General features: G+C 63.0%; 16 protein-coding genes. 8 read left to right on the plus strand and 8 right to left on the minus strand.

What is annotated here, in order from left to right; translation table 11 throughout:
• Window positions 1-13: 13 nt before the first annotated feature.
• On the minus strand, window positions 14-649 hold the full coding sequence (locus KIP88_RS26235) for a TetR/AcrR family transcriptional regulator (RefSeq protein ID WP_214490958.1): 636 nt from the start codon (window positions 647-649) through the stop codon (window positions 14-16).
• A 242-nt stretch (window positions 650-891) separates the two neighbouring features.
• On the opposite strand from KIP88_RS26235, the gene KIP88_RS26240 reads away from it, so the two are divergent.
• The 7 genes from KIP88_RS26240 to KIP88_RS26270 are packed head-to-tail and all read left to right on the plus strand — an operon-like array spanning window position 892 to window position 8902.
• On the plus strand, window positions 892-2205 hold the full coding sequence (locus KIP88_RS26240) for an NAD(P)/FAD-dependent oxidoreductase (RefSeq protein WP_214490966.1): 1314 nt from the start codon (window positions 892-894) through the stop codon (window positions 2203-2205).
• A gap of 5 nt (window positions 2206-2210) precedes the next feature.
• The gene (locus KIP88_RS26245; protein ID WP_374226517.1) at window positions 2211-3065 is read left to right on the plus strand and encodes an ABC transporter ATP-binding protein; all 855 of its coding nucleotides are present in this window, start codon (window positions 2211-2213) and stop codon (window positions 3063-3065) included.
• Entirely contained in the window at window positions 3062-3856 is a 795-nt protein-coding gene (locus tag KIP88_RS26250; protein ID WP_214490969.1) for an ABC transporter ATP-binding protein, read from the plus strand. The genes KIP88_RS26245 and KIP88_RS26250 overlap by 4 nt, the downstream gene beginning before the upstream one ends.
• Window positions 3853-5790, plus strand: coding sequence for a long-chain fatty acid--CoA ligase (locus tag KIP88_RS26255; protein WP_249791027.1), 1938 nt, complete (start codon window positions 3853-3855; stop codon window positions 5788-5790). Before KIP88_RS26250 ends, KIP88_RS26255 begins: the two co-directional genes overlap by 4 nt.
• Window positions 5790-6662 (plus strand): branched-chain amino acid ABC transporter permease, encoded by an 873-nt coding sequence (locus KIP88_RS26260; RefSeq protein WP_214490970.1) that lies wholly within the window; start codon window positions 5790-5792, stop codon window positions 6660-6662. The genes KIP88_RS26255 and KIP88_RS26260 overlap by 1 nt, the downstream gene beginning before the upstream one ends.
• Window position 6663: 1 nt before the next feature.
• On the plus strand, window positions 6664-7710 hold the full coding sequence (locus tag KIP88_RS26265; RefSeq protein ID WP_214490972.1) for a branched-chain amino acid ABC transporter permease: 1047 nt from the start codon (window positions 6664-6666) through the stop codon (window positions 7708-7710).
• A 31-nt stretch (window positions 7711-7741) separates the two neighbouring features.
• On the plus strand, window positions 7742-8902 hold the full coding sequence (locus KIP88_RS26270; RefSeq protein WP_214490974.1) for an ABC transporter substrate-binding protein: 1161 nt from the start codon (window positions 7742-7744) through the stop codon (window positions 8900-8902).
• Between the two features lie 171 nt (window positions 8903-9073).
• Here the strand turns inward: KIP88_RS26270 and KIP88_RS26275 are convergent, their stop codons facing one another.
• The 6 genes from KIP88_RS26275 to KIP88_RS26300 are packed head-to-tail and all read right to left on the minus strand — an operon-like array spanning window position 9074 to window position 14533.
• The gene (locus KIP88_RS26275) at window positions 9074-10267 is read right to left on the minus strand and encodes an acyl-CoA dehydrogenase family protein (protein ID WP_214490975.1); all 1194 of its coding nucleotides are present in this window, start codon (window positions 10265-10267) and stop codon (window positions 9074-9076) included.
• Window positions 10264-11238 carry an alpha/beta hydrolase gene (locus KIP88_RS26280; RefSeq protein ID WP_249791028.1) on the minus strand — a complete coding sequence of 325 codons (975 nt, stop codon included), beginning with the start codon at window positions 11236-11238 and terminating at the stop codon, window positions 10264-10266. Before KIP88_RS26280 ends, KIP88_RS26275 begins: the two co-directional genes overlap by 4 nt.
• Window positions 11204-11962, minus strand: a complete 759-nt coding sequence (locus KIP88_RS26285; RefSeq protein ID WP_214490977.1) for an SDR family NAD(P)-dependent oxidoreductase — start codon at window positions 11960-11962, stop codon at window positions 11204-11206. Before KIP88_RS26285 ends, KIP88_RS26280 begins: the two co-directional genes overlap by 35 nt.
• 3 nt (window positions 11963-11965) lie before the next feature.
• Window positions 11966-12760: an enoyl-CoA hydratase/isomerase family protein gene (locus KIP88_RS26290; protein ID WP_214490979.1), complete on the minus strand. Its 795-nt coding sequence runs from the start codon at window positions 12758-12760 to the stop codon at window positions 11966-11968.
• Between the two features lie 19 nt (window positions 12761-12779).
• A complete protein-coding gene (locus KIP88_RS26295; protein ID WP_214490980.1) occupies window positions 12780-13274 on the minus strand; it encodes an aromatic-ring-hydroxylating dioxygenase subunit beta in 495 nt (164 codons plus the stop codon).
• Window positions 13274-14533 (minus strand): Rieske 2Fe-2S domain-containing protein, encoded by a 1260-nt coding sequence (locus KIP88_RS26300; RefSeq protein WP_214490982.1) that lies wholly within the window; start codon window positions 14531-14533, stop codon window positions 13274-13276. The genes KIP88_RS26295 and KIP88_RS26300 overlap by 1 nt, the downstream gene beginning before the upstream one ends.
• A 176-nt stretch (window positions 14534-14709) precedes the next feature.
• On the opposite strand from KIP88_RS26300, the gene KIP88_RS26305 reads away from it, so the two are divergent.
• Window positions 14710-15897 carry an enoyl-CoA hydratase-related protein gene (locus KIP88_RS26305; RefSeq protein WP_214490984.1) on the plus strand — a complete coding sequence of 396 codons (1188 nt, stop codon included), beginning with the start codon at window positions 14710-14712 and terminating at the stop codon, window positions 15895-15897.
• Window positions 15898-16053: 156 nt separating this feature from the next.
• On the opposite strand, the gene KIP88_RS26310 is transcribed toward KIP88_RS26305, so the two are convergent.
• Entirely contained in the window at window positions 16054-19158 is a 3105-nt protein-coding gene (locus KIP88_RS26310; RefSeq protein ID WP_214491101.1) for a DEAD/DEAH box helicase, read from the minus strand.
• Between the last annotated feature and the right edge of the window lie 365 nt (window positions 19159-19523).

Below are 19523 nucleotides of genomic sequence, written 5' to 3' on the forward strand. Positions count from 1 at the left end.
TCTGCGGCCCAGCCTAGACGTTCGCACGCCTGTTGGTGATCGCAGATTTCGCGGCCTCACCCGGCGCGAAGCCGTGCAGGAACAGTTCGACGGCCATATCGGCGAATTCCTGCGGGCCGATCGCGCCCTTGGGATCGTACCAAGTGTAGGTGAAGTTGATGATGCCGAACAGGATCATCGTGTAAATCTTCTTGGTGCGCTTGACGATTCGACCCTCGGCGTCGAGTCTGACAAGAAGGTCGGTGACGACATCGACCAGCTGAAGTTCAAGATCCTTGATGGCCTGCTGCTCATCCTCGTTCAGGAACGACAGGTCGTGAATCAGCACGCGCTGCTCATGCGGCGATTTGGCGTTGACCTCGACGATCGCGCGAATGACGTTTTGAAACTGCGTCAGCGTCGGCCCGCCGGCCGCCACCGCCGTTTCGACGTGCTCGATCATTTCCCGGATATGGGCGTCCAGGATTGCGAACAGGATCGCTTCCTTGGAGTCGAAATAATGATAGAGCGCGCCGCGCGACAGCTTGCAGGCGTCCGCGAGGTCGGCGATCGAGGCGCGCATATAGCCCTGCGCCGAAAACAACCGGGCGGCATTGGTCAATATGCCGAGATGGATGCCGTCGTAATTCTCAGAGCGTGTTCGCGCCATCGGATATTGCCCGCTTCCATTTCAGCTTTAGCTCGCATTCCCAAGGACATGCTTAGCTGATTCAGCCGTCCTTTTTCAGGTATCGACGGGTCGCCCGGGCGCCGGTTCTGTCCGGGCCTGCGGCCGATCGACCCGATCGTCCTTATCGCAAAAAATTATTTGAACGGCCAGCCGGATTATAATACAATGATCTAGATCAAGGACAGCCCGGATCAACCGTGCAGCGCGCTTTGGGAGGTGGAATGACGGTTATTAGAGCGGATGCTGTCGTGATCGGGGCCGGTGCCGGCGGGCTTTGCGCCGCGGCTCGCCTTTCCCATGCCGGGCTTCATACAATCGTCGTCGACGACAAGGTGCGGATCGGTGGACGCGCCTCGACCGAGCAGATCGACGGCTTTACGGTCAATATCGGTGCCATCGCGATCGAACTCGGCGGGGTGTTCGAGGAGACGTTCAATACCGTCGGCGCGCCGCTCGATATCCGCACCCCGGAACCTGCCAGTTCCTTCTTCATCGACGGCAAGCTGATCGATGTCGGCCGCGGCGGCTGGTCGCTGCTGCTCGGGCAACTCACAAAGCAGGCCTCCCGCATCCTGGAAAAATTCGCCGACGCCCGCTCCGGCAACCTTCCCGACGGACGGCAATCGACCGAGGACTGGCTCAAGACCTACACCAGCAATGCCTCGGTGCACGCGATCTTCCGCAACCTCTGCGCCGCGATCTTCGCCTGCAACGCCAATGAGCTGCCGGCGCGCGCCTTCCTGACCTATTTCACCAGCAAGGGCGCCTTCAAGCGTTTTGGCTTCTGCCCGCAAGGCACGATCGGCGTCTGGAATGCGCTCGCGACCGCCATCAAGCGCAATGGCGACATCTGGGTGTCGACCCCGGCGGTGCAGATTCATACGACCGATGGCCACGTCGACGGCGTCACGGTTGTACGCGACGGTCAACGGGTGCGAATCGAGACTGATCTCGTCATCAGCAATGCCGGCCCCAAGACCACCGTGGCGCTCGGCGGTGAAGCCGCCTTCCCGCCCGCCTACGTCGAGCAGGTGCGCAGCGGGCTCAAGCCGGCCGCCAACATCGTCATCAATATCGCGAGCAAGGAGCCGCTGATCTCCCATCCCGGCATCGTCACCTTCGGCAAGACGCGGCGGCTGTGCAACATGGCCAACCTCACGGCGACCTGCCCTGAACTGGCGCCACCGGGCTGGCATCTCTATGTCGCCTATGCCGTGCCGATCCCGGCGCTTGGCGATTTCGATTCTGACGCCGAGGTCGAATTGGCGCTCACGGATTTGCGCGAACAATTCCCGAATTTTGCGCAAGCCAAAATCCTCTCAATCCGCGTCATGCGCGACGACTGGCCGGCCCAGCGCAGCTGCGCCGGTTACGACCTGCCGCGCGAGACCGGCATTGACGGCCTGTGGTGCGTCGGCGATGCCGTCAAGCAATATGGCAACGGAGGCACGCAAGCCTGCGCCGAAGCCGCGAAAATCGTCACCGATGCGATCCTGGCGCAGCGGCCGCGCATGCCGCAATCGAGCCGGGTATGAGCGCGATGCCGACGACGATCCCGACGAAGGCGAGTATCGGCAGCGCGCAGGCCGCACCTGATCCCGCATGCCTGCTCGAATTCCGCAACATCCGCATCGTCTATGACAACGCCATCGAGGCGATCCGCGACGTCAGCATTGCGGTTCCCGAAGGCGGCATCGTCGCCCTGCTCGGCTCCAACGGCGCCGGCAAATCTACGTTACTGAAGGCGATGTCAGGGATTCTCTACACCGAGGAAGGCGTAATCGAGAACGGCGCCATCCGCTTCCGCAACGAGGAAGTGCATCGTCTCGCGCCCGACGAGTTGGTTCGGCGTGGCATCGTGCAGGTGCCGGAAGGACGCCGCGTGTTTCCGGCGCTGACCATCGACGAAAACCTGCAGATGGGCGGCTACACCAAGACCGCCGCCGAGGCGCGCGACCGTCGCGACAAGGTGTTCGCGCTGTTCCCGCGCCTGTTCGAACGGCGCGACCAGATCGCAGGCTACATGTCCGGCGGCGAGCAGCAGATGCTCGCCATCGGGCGCGCGCTGATGACTGATCCCGTGTTGCTGGCGCTCGACGAACCATCCCTGGGTCTGGCGCCCCTCATCATCGACCGCATCTATGAGGTGATCGCAAAGCTACGCGACGAGATGAAGATGACGGTGCTGCTGGTCGAGCAGAACGCACAGCGCGCGCTCGATATCGCCGACTACGCCTACATCCTGGAAACCGGGCGGGTCGTGCTCGACGGCACAGCGCAGAAGCTGGCGTCGAACGAAGACGTGCAGGAATTCTATCTCGGCGTCTCCAATTCGGGACGCAAGAGCCTGCGCGACGTCAAGCATTACAAGCGGCGCAAACGGTGGCTGTCGTGACCGCCCTGCTCAGTGTCCAAAACCTCAGCAAGCGCTTTGGTGGCCTGCAGGCGGTTGCCGATGTCAGCCTAGATGCAACCGCAGGCGAAATCTGCAGCGTGATCGGCCCGAACGGCGCCGGCAAGACCACGCTGTTCAACATGATCTCCGGCGTGCTGCGGCCAAGCGGCGGCCGTATCCTGTTCGACGGAGTCGATCTTGCGACCGTCTCGCCATCGCGATTCGCCGCGATCGGCATCGGGCGGACGTTTCAGAACCTCGCGCTGTTCAAGCACGGCACCGTGGTCGAGAACATCCTGACCGGCCGGCACACCCATCTGCGCTCCAACGTGCTGGATGCCGTGATCTTCTTCGGCCGCACCCGCCGCGAGGAGATCGAGGCCCGGCAGCGGGTCGAGCACATCATCGAATTCCTCGAGATTGAACACATCCGCGATGCCATCGTCGGCACGCTGTCCTACGGCCAGCAGAAGCGCGTCGAACTGGCGCGGGCGTTGGCTTGCGAGCCGAAGCTGCTGCTGCTCGACGAAATGGTATCGGGCATGAACCAGGAAGAGACCGAGGACATCGCCCGCTTCGTACTCGATATCCGCGACGATCTTGGCATCACCGTGTTGATGATCGAGCACGAGATGCGGATCGTGATGGACATTTCCGACCGCGTCCATGTGCTGAATTTCGGCCGCAAGATCGCCGAAGGCACGCCCGCCGAAGTGCGGCGCGATCCTGCCGTCACGGAAGCCTATCTCGGTGGCCACCGCGCGGAAGCGCTTGCGAAAGTGGGTGCATGATGTCCACCCTCGACACGATGCGAACAACGCATCCGACTGTGCAGGCGGGTTCCGCCAAGAGCACGTCCGCCCCCGACACCACGTCATTGCAGTCCACGCTGCAGAACGGCGCCATCACCATTCCGCAACTGCTGCAAAAACGCGCCGAACTGCATGGCGACAAACTCGCGCTGCGTGAAAAAGATTTTGGCATCTGGAACCGTTATTCCTGGAGCCACTATTACGAGACCGCGCGTTCCGTCGCGCTCGGCCTGCTATCGCTCGGGCTAAAGCCCGGCGACCGCGTCGCCATCGCGGGCGAGGATACGCCGGAGTGGTTTTACGCCGATCTCGGCACCCAGATGATCGGCGCGGTGGCCGTGGGCATCTACCCGACCAACCCCTGGGTCGAGCTGCAATATATTGTCCGGCACTCCGGCGCACGCGTCGTTATCACAGGCGACCAGGAACAAACCGACAAAGTCCTTGACGCCATCGCCAATAATGACGGCCTGCCGGCGCTGGAGGCCATCGTCTGCGTCGACATGAAGGGCCTGCGGCATTACGGCCAGTCGCAACTGATGTCGTTCGAAAAACTCTCCGAACTCGGCAAGCGCTACGCACTCGAACACCCCGAAGCCAATGACAGGCTCGACCGGCTGATTGCGCGGGCCTCGCCCGACGATGTCTGCATCCTCGTCTACACGTCAGGCACCACCGGTCCGCCCAAGGGCGCCATGCTGACGCATCGCAACCTGATCTATGCGTCGTATATCTATGCCGAGGCGGTCGATATTGCCGACAAGCCGTTTGAATCGGTCTGTTACCTGCCGCTCTGCCACGTCGCCGAGCGCTGTTATTCCGAAGTGATGCAGCTCGTACTCGGCGGCACCGTGAGCTTCGCGGAGTCGATCGATACCGTTGCCCTCAACATCCGGGAGATCGCGCCGACCTTTTTCGTCGGCGTTCCCCGCATCTACGAGAAGCTGCAGCAGAATTTCCTGTTCAGACTCGGCGAGAGCGGCAAGCTACGGCAGCGATTCGCGAAGGCCTGTTTCGCACTCGGCCGCAAATTGTCGGACCGGCGGCAGAACGGCAGCGACACCTGGCTCGACCAGATCGCTTACGGACTGCTCTACATTTTCCTGTTCAGCAACATCCAGCGCCATCTCGGGCTTGCCCGCAGCCGTCACCGCCTCTGCGCCGGCGCCTCGATTTCGCCGGAGACGCTGCGCTTCTTCGACATCATCGGCCGCCCGGTGTCGCAAGGCTACGGCCTGACCGAAAGCGGTGGCGTCGCCTTCATCCAGACCGATAGCCATCACCGCCTCGGTGGCTGTGGCCTGCCGCTCGTTCATACCGATTGGAAGCTGGATAACGACGGGGAAATCCTGCTGAAGAACCCCGGTGTCTTCAAGGGATATTTCCTCGACGACAAGGCATCGACGGCCACGCTCGAACCGGGTGGCTGGCTGCGCACCGGCGACATCGTCGAAATCATGGACAATGGCGAGATCACCGTGGTTGACCGCAAGAAGGCGATCATCATCACCGCCGGCGGCAAGAACATCGCCCCCTCCGAGATCGAGAACGCGCTCAAGGACTCGGAGTTCATCAAGGAAGCGATCGTGGTCGGCGAGGCCATGAAATATCTCGGCGCCATCATCCAGGTCGATTTCGACAATGTCGGCCGCTGGGCCCGCGACAAGGCGCTGCCCTACACCAATTACAAGTCGCTGTCGCAACTGCCCGAAGTGCATGACCTCGTCGAGCGCATCGTTGGCGAGACCAACAAGCGCTTTGCCCGCGTCGAGAACATCCGCCGCTTCGCCATCCTCGAAAAGGAACTCGACCATGACGACGGCGAACTGACCGCCACGCAAAAGGTCCGACGCGCCATGATCGAGAAGAAGTTCGCGCGCGAACTCGCCATCATCTACCAGGCGGAGGTCTGATGCAGTATTTCATGCAGCTGCTGATATCCGGCCTTGCGATCGGCGCCATCTATGGCCTGATCGCGATGGGCTTTGCGGTGATCTACAAATCCACCGGCCTGGTCAATTTCGCGCAGGGCGAAATGACCATGATCACGGCCTATATCGCCTGGACCATCTCGACCACGGTCAGCGGCAACGTGGTCGTGGTAGCGCTCGGCGCCATCCTTGCCGCCGTCGTGCTCGGCCTGATCATCGAGCGCGTGGTGATGCGGCCGATGCTGGGCGAGCCGGTGTTCGCCACCGTGATGGTGACCATTGGCCTTGCCGTGATCCTGCGCTCGTCGATCAACTTCATCTGGGACGCCTACCCGCACGGCCTCGACGTGGGCTTCGGCCGCAGCATCGTGCGAGTCGGCCCGATCGGCGTCCGGACGGGTCAGATTGCGGTTATCGTCACACTTCTGGTGCTGCTGGCGGCGATCTGGGCGTTCTTCCGCTACAGCAAGATCGGCGTCGCCATGCGTGCCGTCGCCGCCGACGACCGTACCGCACTCCTGATGGGCATCAGCGCCACCCGGGTTCATGCCCTCGCCTGGGCCGCCTCCTCCGTGATCGCCGGGATCGGCGGCGTGTTCTTTGCCCTGTCCTACGACCTGTCGCCGGCGATGTTCCAGCTCGGGCTGAAGGCGTTTCCGGCCACCATCCTCGGCGGCCTCGACGCTGTGCTTGGATCCGGTGTCGGCGGCCTCCTGATCGGCATCACCGAGAATCTCGCGGGCGGCTATCTCGGCTCCGGCATGAAGGAAGTCGCGGGCTTTGCGATGATCATCGTGGTGCTGATGATCCGCCCGTTCGGCATCTTCGGCGAACGCGACATTGAGAGGGTCTAGGATGCGCACCGGCGATTTCAAGCAAACCTACGGCGAACTCGTTACCCTCGTCGATTCGCCGCCGGTGTGGCTGTGGTCGGCGGTGCTGGTCGCGGGCCTGATCGCAGCGCCCTTCGTGCTGAACTCCTATGCGTTGTCGTTCCTGATGATCATCCTGATCACGGTGGTTGGCACGCTGGGGCTGAACATCCTGACCGGCTACACCGGCCTGATTTCGCTCGGCCATGTCGGCTTCCTCGTCACCGGTGCCTACGCCTATGCCGTGCTGGTTTCCAAATATCAGATGCACCCGCTGGTCGGATTCCTCGGCGCGGGCGTGGTGCCGGCACTCGCCAGCCTCATCGTCGGCGCGCCCTCGCTGCGGCTGAAGGGGCTTTACCTCGCGATCACCACGCTGGCGTTCTCCTTCATCATCAACACCGTGATCCTGGAAGCACGGTGGCTGACCAACGGCGCCCGCGGCATTTCGGTGCAACGCCCGGAGATTTTCGGCTTCAGCTTCGACAGCGACGCCGCCTTTACCTATCTCTGCCTCGGCTTTGCCGTTCTGACGCTGTTTGCCACGCTCAACATCCGCCGCAGCCGCGCCGGCCGCGCCTTTGTCGCGATCCGCGACAACGACACTGCCGCCCGCGTCATGGGTATCAATCTGCACGCCTACAAGCTGTTCGCCTTCGTTACCTCGGCCTTCATCACCGGCCTCGCCGGCGCGCTGTACGGAATCTACCTGTCTTTCGTCAGCGTCGAAGGCTTTCCGTTCCTGCTCTCGATCGAGGCGCTGGCGATCCTGATCGTCGGCGGGCTGGGCTCCGCGCTCGGCGCCGTGCTCGGCACCATCCTGATCGTGCTGCTGCCGGAAGCGACGCGGTTCGTCTTCAGCCTGTTCAGCGCCCAGATCGACGCTGTCTTCACGACCGGCGCGCAGGAACTGAAGAGCATGCTCTACGGCCTTGTCATCATCCTGTTCCTGCGCTTCCAGCCGCGCGGCCTGGTCGGCGCCTGGCACGACATCCGGCGAATGTGGGTGAATTGGCCGCTTCGGTACTAACTAAAAAGCAATCGAACAGGAGGAGGAAACAATGATCAAATATCTGGCGACCGCGTCGCTGTTGCTCGCAGGCGCATTTCTCTCGACCAGCCTCGCGCTGGCCGCAGACCCCGGTATCACGGACACCGAAATCGTGATCGGTGACGTCGAACCCCTGACCGGTCCACCGGCGCTGCTCGGCGTCGCCGCATCGATCGGCCACAAGATCGCGATTGCGGAGGCCAATGCCGCCGGCGGCATCAACGGCCGCAAGATCAAATATGTGCTGGAAGACGACGGCTACGTCACCGCCCGCACCATCCAGGGCGTCAAGAAGGTGACCGACGTCGACAAGGCCTTTGCGATGCTCGGCATCTCCGGCTCGGGTCAGTCCATCGCCGTGATGCCGCTGCTGGAGAAAGCCGGCATTCCCACCGTGATCGACGTGGCTCCGGTCAAATTCCTGTGGGAGCCGCCGCGCAAGAACGTGTTCGTGGTCGGGCAGTCCTACGAGGAAGGCATCATCCACCTCGTCAATTTTCTTGCCGAGAAGAATCCCGGCAAGAAATGGGGCCTGATCACCCAGGACGACGATTACGGCGTCACCGTCCGCGACGGCTTCGACACTGTGGTCAAGGCCAGGAAGCTGAACGTGGTCTACAGCGGCAATTACAAGAAGGGCCAGCAGGACTTCTCGTCCGACATGCTGCAGCTGAAGGAATCCGGCGCCGAGGTCTTCTTGGCCGGTGGCATCATCGGCGAGAACATCGCGATGATGAAGGAGTTGGAGAAGCTCAACATCAAGCCGGTGGTCGGCATCTTCTGGCCCGGACGGGTCGAGCCGGTGCTGAAGCTGATGGGCCCGGCCGGCGACGGCATCTACGCGGTCGACTATGTCGAGCCGTTCGCAGGCGCAGCCGGCAAGGCCTTCCTCGAAAAGGCCAAGGGATTGCTGCCCGAAGCCGAGATGAAAGGCATCAACCGCTACTCCATGACCGGTTATGCCGCCGCCAAGGTCTTGATTTCCGCGATCGAGCGCTGCGGCAAGCAGCCGACCTGGGCCTGCACCATCGCCGAGCTGGAGAAGACCAAAAACGTCGAAACCGGCATCATGGCGCCGATCAGTTTTGGGCCCGGCGTCCGCTTCTCGAACCAGAAGCTGCAGATCATGCAGTCTGAGTTCTCGACACTGAGCTTCAAGCCGGTGAATTGAGGGTCGAGCCCGATCATACCTCCGCAACAACGGCAGTGGCTCCCTCTCCCGCTTGCGGGGGAGGTTTGGGGTGGGGGTGCCGCCGCGAGTCGTATTATGGAGAGAGCCCCCACCCGCCGCGCTTCGCGCGTCGACCTCCCCGCAAGCGGGAGAGGTGAAGAAACAGGGGCCTCACATCCGCTTGGCCACTTCCTCAAGCATGACCTCGGTGACGCCGCCACCGATGGTCAGCACCCTTGCATCGCGCACCATTCGCTCGATCGGGGTGCCGCGCATGAAGCCTGAGCCGCCGTGCAGTTGCAGGCAGCCATGCACGACCTCGTGCAACACTTCCGGTGACAGCGCTTTGACCATCGACACTTCGCGCGGGCAAGGTATTCCAGCCTCGACAAGCTCCGCCGCATGATAGGCGAGCGCCCGGGCGGCGGCGGCCTTGGTTGCCAGTGAGGCGAGCTTGAGCCGTACCGCCTGCTGGTTCCACAGCGGTCCGCCGAACGCCTGGCGGCTTTTCACGTAGTTGGTCGTGAGCTCGATCGCCTTGGCGGATTCGCCGGCGCAGATGCCGCCGATGCAGATCCGCTCGTTCTCGAAGGTTTCCATGATGCCGTAGAAGCCGCGGTTCTCCTCGCCGAGCAGATTCTCGGCGGGGATTCGCACATCCTGGAAGGCGATTTCGGCGGTGTCGGAGCAAAGCCAACCGTGCTTGTCGAGCTTTGTGACCGAGATACCGGGCGTCGTCCGCTCGATGATAAACAGCGAAATGCCGCGGCTGCCTTTGGCGGTGGGTTCGGTCCGCGCGGCAACGATCAGGATGTCGCCATAGACAGCATTGGTGATGAACATCTTCGAACCGTTGATCACCCAGGAATCGCCGTCGCGGCGGGCCCGCGTCTTCAGCCCGGCGACATCGGAGCCGGCATCGGGCTCGGTCACCGCGATCGAGCAGATCGTCTCGCCGCGAATGATCGCGGGAAGATACTTTTGCTTCTGCTCGGGCGTGCCGCGCAGGGTGATATGGACCGCCGACATGTCGGTATGAACCAGCACCGACGAGGTGAAGCCGCCGAAGGTCGAACGCCCTAGTTCCTCGGCCCACACCATCGAAGCCAGCGGCCCCATGTCGGTGCCGCCATACTCCGCCGCGTGGCGCATGCCTAGGAAGCCGAGCGCGCCCATGCGGCGGTAGATCTCGCGCGGTATCTTGCCGTCGCGCTCCCACGCCTCGCCATGCGGCACGACTTCCTTCTCGACAAAGCGGCGGACCTGTTCGCGCAGCATCCGCAATTCCTCGGGCAGCTGCGGTTGCTCCGAGAAATGGAACTCGCTGTCGGCGTGACTGCGAGGATCGGCAGGCCTGACGTTCATGATGATGCCCTCTCGGCCTTGATGTGAAGGTGCCGGTTGAGAAATTGCGCGATCGATGCGATGGCCTGACGCGCCTCGGGAAGCTCCGCGCCGAACATCTGGAAGACATGGATCATGCCGTCCCAGACCTCCAGACTAACATCGACGCCGGCGGCGCGCGCCAGGTCGGCAAACATGACGGAATCGTCCAGCACGGTTTCGCGATCGCCGACCTGAATGAATAGCGGTGGCAAGCCTGCGAGGTCGGCATAGAGCGGTGATACCAGCGGATCGTAGGGATCGCCCTGCCCGCCCAGATAACTCTTCGCCAATGCCAGGATCATCGACCGCTGATGGATCGGGTCGGCTTCCGCCCGGCTGACATAACTCGCGCCGGTCGCCGCCAGATCGGTCCATGGCGACATCAGCACCGCCGTTACCGGCAGCGGAAACCCGCGTTCGCGCAGGGCCAGCATGGCTGACAGCACGAGATTGCCACCGGCGGAATCTCCGGCGAAGGCAATGTTATCCGATTTCAGGCCGCGATCGAGCATCCAGCCATAGGCCGCGAGCGCATCGTCCAGCGCAGCCGGGAAACGATGCTCCGGTGCGAGACGGTAGTTGACGGCAAGCACGCGGCAGCCGCTGGCGAGCGCGATCTGCGCTATCAGGTCACGGTGTGAGGCAACCGAACCGATGCGAAAGCCGCCGCCATGGAAATACAGAATGGCCTTGTCCCCTGGCGCACCGGCCGTTGAAATCCATTCGCCAGCGACGCCACCAGCGGAGACGGGTTCGCATATCACGGCGGCGGTGCTGCCCCCGAAGGCCGCATCCCAATCGCTACGCATCTGGGCCACTGACGTATCGCGATTCCAGCTGCGATAGACCGCCCGAATGCGCGCGATCGCAAGATCGATCGGTGCTGTTGCGATGTCGTCGCCTGCGCGCGCCATATCAGCCGCCCAATCCCATGCCGCCGGATACGCCAAGTGTTTCTCCGGTGATATAAGCCGCCTGATCGGACGCCAGGAACAAGACGGCGGCGGCGATTTCTTCGGGCTCCCCGAGCCGCCGTAGCAGCGTGGCATCGGTCATGGCGCGCAAAATCTTGTCGCCGCCCTTGGCGACGGCCGCTTCCAGCATCGGTGTTCGGATAGGCCCCGGCGCGATGGAATTGGCGGTAATTCCAAAGCGGGCGTTCTCGCGGGCAATGCTCTTGGTGAAGGCGATCACGCCACCCTTGGCGGCGGAATAGACCGCGCCGCCCTTCGAACCCAGGCGCGCGGCTTCCGAGGTGACGTTGATGATGCGCCCGAAACCGGCTGCCTGCATCGCAGGAAGCGCGGCGTGGGTGCATGCAAAGGCCGACACCAGGTTGACCGCGAGCAGCTTTGTCCAATCTTCCGGCGTGGTGTCGGTGAAGAACGCATGCTGATCGACGCCGGCATTGTTGACGACGATATCGAACGGTCCATGCTGCGACATGATCGCTTGCACCATTCCGGTGTCGCCGACATCGAGGCGGGCCGCGGTCGCCCCGACCTGCCCAGCGAGATCTGATGCTTTGGCGAGATCGAGATCAGCGATCACGACATGCGCGCCGGAATCGGCAAAGCTTCGCACGATCGCCGCGCCAATGCCCTGCGCCCCACCCGAGACGAAGGCGCGGCGGCCGTCGAGTCGTCCAAAAGGCCGGGTGCCGGGCGTCGGCACCGGCTAGCGTCCCGTAAACACGGGTTTGCGCCGCTCGATCACGGCGGCGAGCCCTTCCCGTGCGTCCGCCATGCCAGACAATTCGGACACGGTGCGCGCTTCTTCCGACAGGCACTGCTCGATGCTGGTGCCGGTCCCGGCCCAGACCAGACGCTTGGTCGCCGCCAGCGCCTTCGGCGCACCTTCAGCCAGTTCCCGCGCCATCGCCATCGATGCCTCGGCCAGCTCCGCATCCGGAACCACCTTGGTAACGATACCCATCGAGAGCGCCTCGGGCGCTGATATCACCGGATTTGTGAGCAGGATCGACATCGCGCGGCGCAAGCCGACCAGCCGCGACAGCGTGACGGTGACCCCAGCATCAGGGGCCATCGCAACGCGTGTCGCGCCCGCGAGGAATTTTGCCGATTCACCGGCGATCACGATATCGGACGCACAGACGAGGCCAAAACCGCCGCCGCCTGCGGCAAATCCCTGCACCGAGGTAATCACCGGCGCTTCCAGCCGCAGCAGCCCCGTCACCGCGTTCTGCAGATAGGCCGTCGCCTGCCTGATATAATCAGGCAGCTTCTCGCCCTTCGATGCAAACGCACGGACGTCACCGCCCGCGCAGAAATTCGTACCCTCGCCGCTCAGCAGCAGCACGCGCAGGTTCGGCTGGCCGTGGCAGACCATGATGGCGTCGCACAGCGCGCTCAGAAGCTCGGCGCTCATGCCGTTGGCGGCGTCGGGGCGATTGAGTCGCAGCCGCGCAATGCCGTCGGCAATGTCCAGCAGCACAGGCCCCTTATCGATCATGGCAAATTCCTTTGGCCGGCTAGATAAGGAACGAGAGCGTGAACAGCGCTTTCTCGTTGTTGACCAGGATCACCTTCTTGTACGCCATTTTCAGCTCGCCATCGACATAGCGCAGCCGGTATTCATTGCGCGCGGCCCAGATGGTGTCGTCGCGCAGGCTGGATTCGAATACCATGCTGTTGCTGGCGACCGAGATATCGCCGCCGGGCTGCTGGTCCAGCAGCTCGATATTGGACACCAGCCGCCGCAGCCGCGATTGCGGCGTCTGGGTGTGGCGTTTTCCCGTCAGCAATTGCTTGATGCGCAGCGAAATGCGCGAACGGTTGTCGTAGATGATCGACATTTCCTTTTCGGGATCGATGTCGTCACCATTGGCCGGCACCCAATAGACACCGTCGTCGGTCCAGAGCGCCTCCCAGGCCTCATACGCGTGCTCGTCCTGCAGCCTCGCCTCCTTGTAGATGAAGGCCGTGACGGCTGATATCAGCGTGGCGCTGCTTTCGCGCGATAGCATCACACCGCCTCCATCAGGCTGTGATAGTGCCGCCAGATGCCGCGCGACGGGATTTCGTCGGTGACGTGTCCGATCTTGAAACCGAGGCCGTCCTGACGCTCGCGTTTCTCGCCGCGGCCGAGGAAAATCCATTCGGGGTTACGCGCCAGCACACCGCGGTGGCAGCGCTCGTACATCTCTGAATCATCCGCCAGCAACAATCCGGCCGGGCCGACCGAGCCCATGGTCTGCTGGCGCAGACGCCGGTTCATGTCGGGCGCGCCCTTGAACTGCAACGCGGTGACATGCTGCACGCTGTCGTCGACCGCGAGCGGCTGGATCACGAACATCTGGATTTCGGCGATGAACAGGTTCGGGAAGATCATCACATGCGGCGTGCCATCGATCATGATCTCGCGCGCCTTCTGGTCACCATGGGCGGCCTTCATCCGCGCCGTGTAATCCGGCAGCCGCTCTTCCGTGGTGCCGAACCAACTCATCGGCGCGTCGCGCTTGCGGAACTCGGGCCGCAGATCGATTTCGGTATGGCCATTGCCATAGTCTCGCGTCACCGCGGTCGATGCGCCGCCATAGAGCTTGCCGATCGCGCTGTCAGCGACGCCGAAGATCGAGGAATGAACGAAGGCCGGGTGATAGCCGTCGCATTCGTTCTCCAGGATGAATTTCCAGTTGGCCTTGACGCGGTGCTTGAGGAAGCCGGCGGTGACCTCGACCTCGCCCTCCGGCGAGAAGCGAACCAGGCGATCGATGGTTTCAGCAGCGCCGCCGAGATGCTCCTCCAACGTCGGGCCTTCGGCTGCGAACGAGCCGAACACGAAACCGCGATAGGACTGCACCCGCGCCACCCGGCCGAGCGCAAGCTTTGACTTGTCTTGGCCTTCGTAGCCGTCCGGGAAGGCGTATCCGACCAGCCGGCCGTCATTGGCAAAGGTCCAGGAATGGAACGGGCACGTGAAGGAGCGCGCATTGCCCTTGTCGTAGGAGCAGACCTGGTTGCCGCGATGCGAGCAGCGATTGAGCAAGAGATTGACCTTGCCCTGCTCGTCGCGGGTCATGATGACCGATTGCGGCCCGATCGATTTGACGACGTAGTCGTTCGCGTTCGGCACCTCGCTCTCGTGCCCGACATAGACCCAGGTGCGATACCAGATGTTCTGCAGCTCGGCCTCGAAGATTGCGGGATCGCTGTAGAGCGAGCCGTGCACCCGGTCCGGCCGGATCAATTCGTCCCACTGTGACGCGCGCGGCACGACGTTCATCGCTGCATCTCCCTTTGTATCTTTCGTGGCTGGACCGGCTCTCTTGCGGAGACCTGCGGCTTAGTCTAAAAATAATCCGGCTGACCGTTTGGATAATAGCACCAGCGCTTGGCAGCATCAAGGGAATTTTCCCATTCAGCCGCCAAAACAGCGAATTTGCTAGGAGGATCATCGGGATGGAAGAAGTCAGCCCCACCGACCTCGCCCGTGCGCTCTATGCCGCCCTCGCCGCCGGCGACCGCGCGCAACTCGACGTACTGCTGCACCCGGAATTCACCGGCCATATCGCCGAGGGCATGCCGTTCGGTACCGGCGGCGATCACGACGGCCCCGCAGCGATGCGGCGCAATGGCTGGGGCGCCATCGCCCGGCATTTCGAAGCGCGCGCCGAACCGGAACGGTTTCTCGATCTCGCCGATGGCCGCCTGCTCGTTACCGGTCGCTATCGCGGCCGCGGCAAGCAAGGCGGTGCCGCGCTCGACGCAGCCTTCGCGCATCTGATCGGGATCGACCAGGGGCGCATCAAGTCGCTCGAGCAGTTCACCGATACCGCACGCTGGCACGATGCCGCCGGACCGTTACGAACGGTGCTGCTCAGTTTCGAAGCGGGCGTCGCAACCTTGCGCCTGAACCGTCCGGACAAGGGCAACGCGATCGACGAGCGCATGGCCGCCGACCTCGCCGAGGCTGCGACGCAAATCGCCGAACGGTCTGACGTCCGCGCGGTCCTGATCGCGGGCAATGGGCCGAACTTTACTGTCGGCGGCGATCTTGGACTCTTTGCCGGCACCGCACGCGAGCAATTGCCGAACCGGCTACGCCGCATGATCGACAGCTATCATCTCGCGATCGAGCGGCTGACCAGCATCGACGCACCTGTTGTCGCCGCGGTGCGCGGTGGCGCAGGCGGCGGCGGGTTGGGCCTGTTGTATGTCGCCGACATCGTCGTCGCGGCCGACGATGCGCGGTTCGCGCTGGGGTATGGGGCGCTGGGCCTGACCGCAGATGGCGGCAACACCTGGTTCCTGCCGCGCATGGTCGGAATGCGACGTGCGCAGGAGCTCTTCCTGCTCAACCGTCGCCTCACCGCGCAGGAGGCGCTTGAATTCGGTCTGGTTTCGCGCTTGGCACCGAGCGACGCCGTGGAAGGCGAAGCAGTTGCCCTCGCCGCCAAACTCGCCGCAGGTCCGACACGCGCTTTCGGCGCCGTGCGTCGCATGCTAAGACAATCATTCGAGACCGGCCTTTCGGATCAACTCGATGCCGAAAAGGAATCGATCATTGCCGCCAGCGGCACGGATGACGCTCGGGAGGGAATTGCCGCCTTCGCCGCCAAACGCCAACCACAATTCCGCGGCGGTTGAATGGAGCGAAACGGACGCGTTCTATTCTCGCTGCGGCGATTTCATGCTCGGCTCTCTGAGTAACCCCTCGACAATCGGCGCCATAAGCGTGCGGCCGCTTTGCGCCACAAGCTGACCTCTCCAGCACCGAACTCAATCGCGTCCGGCGAGCCGTTCTTACTCGTCCAAAATCCCAATAAACTCCTCGATCCGTTCAAATGGTTTCTCATCTTGTTTGCTCGCATACACAACGCGATCCCCATCGCGCTGCAGCGATTTCGATTTCACTTTGCGCAGGCGGCCGGGAAGGAACGTGGCAGCAACGGCCTCGGGTCCGGCGTCCAGCCTCACGATACCCCGCCGCTTGCAATCGAGCCTCAGCCTCGCCACCGCGAAGAAATCGCGCGCTCCAGCCGGTAGCGGGCCGAAGCGCCGCGCCGTTTCTTCCTCCAGATCGTCCAGATCGTCCTCGCGTTGACACCTGGCGACGCGGCCGTAGATTTCGAGGCGCATGTTTTTTGATTGCACGTAGCTTGTCGGCAGCATCTCCTCGATCGGCAGATTCAGGTCGGGAACCCAGAGATCGCCTGCTCTGTCGTCGGTCTTCTCCGAAGCCTGCTTCAGGAGGTGGCTGTAAAGTACCGGTCCGAAAACCTGCACATGGCCGGACTGGCGCTCCGAGAAAAGGTCTCCCGCTCCTCTGAGGTCGAAATCGCGCTCGCTGATGGCGAAACCCGCGCCGGGTTTACTGAACTCTTCCAGAACGGCAAGACGCTTTTCGGAGTGTCCTGAGCTCGACTCGGACAGCAGATAAGCAAAAGCGCGCGTGCCGCCCCGTCCGACCCGACCTCGGAGCTGATGGAGCTGAGCCAGACCGAACTTTTCCGGCCAGCAGACGACCATGGTGTTTGCACGGGGAATGTCGAGGCCACTCTCCACGATATTGGTCGCGAGGAGAACGTCGGCCTCCGCTTCGACAAAACTCATCATGCGATCGTCAATCTCGTCGGCGGGCAATCTGCCGTGAAGACAGACGATACGAAGATCCGGCGCCGCTGCCTGCACCCGAGCCAACATCGGCTCGAGATCCTGAATGCGGGGACAAATAAGGAAACTCTGACCGCGGCGCCTCTGCTCGCGCAGCAATGCTGCGGCGATCGCGGCGTCCGACAGGGGAGCAACCTTCGTGACGATCGGCAGCCGATGAACGGGCGGCGTCGCGATCACGCTAAGGTCTCTAAAGCCCGCGAGCCCTGCCGCTAGGGTGCGCGGTATGGGCGTGGCGCTCATCCAAAGCGTGTGAACGCCTTTCGTCAGGCTAGATAGTTTGACCTTCTCCGCAGCCCCGAAATGCTGTTCTTCGTCGATGATGACGAGCCCAAGGTCGCCGAATTTCACGTCCTTCGAAACAAGGGCTTGCGTGCCGACCACAACCTTCAGTTTCCCGCGGCGCAGCCCCTCCTTCGTCTGCCTCGCTTCCGCAGCCGACGTCGCCCGCGACAGGTTTCCGACGTCGATGCCGAGTGGACCGAACCGTTTGCGGAAGGTCGCGACGTGCTGCCTGGCCAGAACGGTTGTCGGCACGGCGATGGCGACCTGTTTCCCCGACAGGGCGACGGTCGCGGCAGCGCGCAAGGCGACCTCGGTCTTGCCGAAGCCGACATCGCCACAGATGACCCGATCCATGGGATGACCGGACGCGAGATCGTGCAGGACGTCCTGAATGGCCTTGGCCTGGTCGGGCGTCGTGAAATAAGGGAAACGCGTGACGAATCTCTCGTAGGCCGGCCCCGGAGCGACCAGCCTGGGAGCGCGCCGGCAGCGGCGCTTGGCGATATGTTTCGCAAGATCCTTGGCCGCGTTCTGGATTTCCCGCTCGGCCTCGCCGCGTCTCCCCCACCAAGTGCTTCCGTCCGCCTTGTCGAGCGTCAGCTTGCCGACTTCTCCAGCGTAGGGCCAGACAAGGGCGAGATCGGCGGGGGGAACGAGAACGGCGTCGTCACCCGCGAATTCGAGCCTGACCATCTCGCGGGCCACCCCTTTCCCCATGTCGAAGGTCTGCAAGCCCTCCAGCACCGCCAGCCCGCGCTGAAGATGAATCACGACCCCGCCCGGCTCCGGCACTTCCGGATGTTCGAAAGCCGGGGTCCAGGCTCTGGCCATCGGCTGCGGGTGGTGGGCTCTGCTGCCGAGCACATCCGACGCCGTCACGACGACGAGAGATTTGCGCCCAGCCTCGACGAAGCCGGCATCGAAGTCGGCAAGAAGCGCGCCCTCGCGGCTACGCCCTTCCTTCATCTCGTCCCAGCCGGCAAATCGCTCGGCCTTGATCCCGCTCATGCGCTCCATCGCGCGCAGGTCGTCCTCAACCGCGGCAACAAGGAGCAGCCGCGACCTGGCGCGTTGCGTGCCTGCGACAAAGGCGCGGAGTGCTTTTCTGGGCGCCGCCATCTTCGAGAAATCGGGGGTCGGCGCGAAGCCGGCCTTGCGAGGCAACATGCTCATGCGCTTGGCCAGCTTCCTCCATTCCCCTCGCCCCAGATACTCGCGCTCTACTTCCTTCTGACCGGCCGCCTCTTCGATTGTGCTCAGCCAGCCATCGGCGTGGCCAGGGATTCCTGCGTCCGCGATCCATCGCGCCCGGCCGCAGTAGTCGGGCAGCGTGGCGCGCTGTCCCCGCTTGCCCTCCAAGGCAAGGCGCTCGAACATCGGATCGACGAGCAGTTCCTTGACCTCGAACATGACGTCATGCTCTTCCGGGTCTACAGCGACAATCTTGCGGATCGCTTCGTCTGAGTGCTCGATGCGGAACGGATTGAGGGCGCCGGCTGGAAAGATCTCGAACGTCTTGCCGTGAAAGAGCGCCGTACCCGGAAATTCCGCCTCTTCCTCGAGATCATAGCCCAGAGCCTCGAGACGGGTTTGCAGATCCTGCTCGGCATACTTAGCACCCACCTTAAGAACTACGCTCAGGCGACTCAAACTTTCCGGTAACGGCAGGCGCTCCATGATCGCTTCCGCCGTCGACACCAGGAAGACGGGTTTCTTCGACTTGGCGAGACGCCGCAACACCGAGCTCCGTCTGCCGGCGATCTCGCGAGACGGCTCAAGTCCATCGAACGGGAGGTTGTTCAGTCTCGGAAACACCAGAACGCCGGACGACCGGTCGAGTGAATGGACAATGCTGGCGAGCCGTTCCGCCCTGTTCTCGTCTCCGGCAAGGAATACGACGCCGTCGCGGCCGCTCTTCCTCCATTGCTGGAGGAGATGAAGCGCCAACATGCCGAGCGGCGAAGAAGAGGAGATCGCAGCACCCGGAAGACTGCCAGCCTTCTTCAACGCGGGAGCGACGCGGGCTTTCTTGGTTTTCTTGGCTTTCTTCACAAATTTACAATCTCATTCCGGGAGCACCTAAGCACGACGATGAGCGCGTCCTCCGGACCGGGCTCTAGCTCCATGCTGGAGCCCGAGCCTTTGAGGAAAGTCTCGGCCCATGCGGGTAACGACCCCTCGCGCGCTAAGTGCCGTCTAAAGTCGACCGCCGAACCTGTCAAATGCGTACGCGGAAAACATGAGGCGGATTCAGCGTCGCCTAGTGTCCGTTGCTGCACAAATGACAGAGCGCGCAGTTTGCGGCGACATGCCGC

The sequence above is a fragment of the Bradyrhizobium sp. SRL28 genome, from assembly GCF_018596315.1.
GTDB lineage: Bacteria > Pseudomonadota > Alphaproteobacteria > Rhizobiales > Xanthobacteraceae > Bradyrhizobium.

Coding starts and splice junctions, on each gene's coding strand:
- KIP88_RS26235 (WP_214490958.1), bottom strand. CDS start 649: ATGGCGCGAACACGCTCTGAGAATTACGACGGCATCCATCTCGGCATA.
- KIP88_RS26240 (WP_214490966.1), top strand. CDS start 892: ATGACGGTTATTAGAGCGGATGCTGTCGTGATCGGGGCCGGTGCCGGC.
- KIP88_RS26245 (WP_374226517.1), top strand. CDS start 2,211: ATGCCGACGACGATCCCGACGAAGGCGAGTATCGGCAGCGCGCAGGCC.
- KIP88_RS26255 (WP_249791027.1), top strand. CDS start 3,853: ATGATGTCCACCCTCGACACGATGCGAACAACGCATCCGACTGTGCAG.
- KIP88_RS26260 (WP_214490970.1), top strand. CDS start 5,790: ATGCAGTATTTCATGCAGCTGCTGATATCCGGCCTTGCGATCGGCGCC.
- KIP88_RS26265 (WP_214490972.1), top strand. CDS start 6,664: ATGCGCACCGGCGATTTCAAGCAAACCTACGGCGAACTCGTTACCCTC.
- KIP88_RS26270 (WP_214490974.1), top strand. CDS start 7,742: ATGATCAAATATCTGGCGACCGCGTCGCTGTTGCTCGCAGGCGCATTT.
- KIP88_RS26275 (WP_214490975.1), bottom strand. CDS start 10,267: ATGAACGTCAGGCCTGCCGATCCTCGCAGTCACGCCGACAGCGAGTTC.
- KIP88_RS26290 (WP_214490979.1), bottom strand. CDS start 12,760: ATGATCGATAAGGGGCCTGTGCTGCTGGACATTGCCGACGGCATTGCG.
- KIP88_RS26295 (WP_214490980.1), bottom strand. CDS start 13,274: ATGCTATCGCGCGAAAGCAGCGCCACGCTGATATCAGCCGTCACGGCC.
- KIP88_RS26300 (WP_214490982.1), bottom strand. CDS start 14,533: ATGAACGTCGTGCCGCGCGCGTCACAGTGGGACGAATTGATCCGGCCG.
- KIP88_RS26305 (WP_214490984.1), top strand. CDS start 14,710: ATGGAAGAAGTCAGCCCCACCGACCTCGCCCGTGCGCTCTATGCCGCC.
- KIP88_RS26310 (WP_214491101.1), bottom strand. CDS start 19,158: ATGTTGGCGCTTCATCTCCTCCAGCAATGGAGGAAGAGCGGCCGCGAC.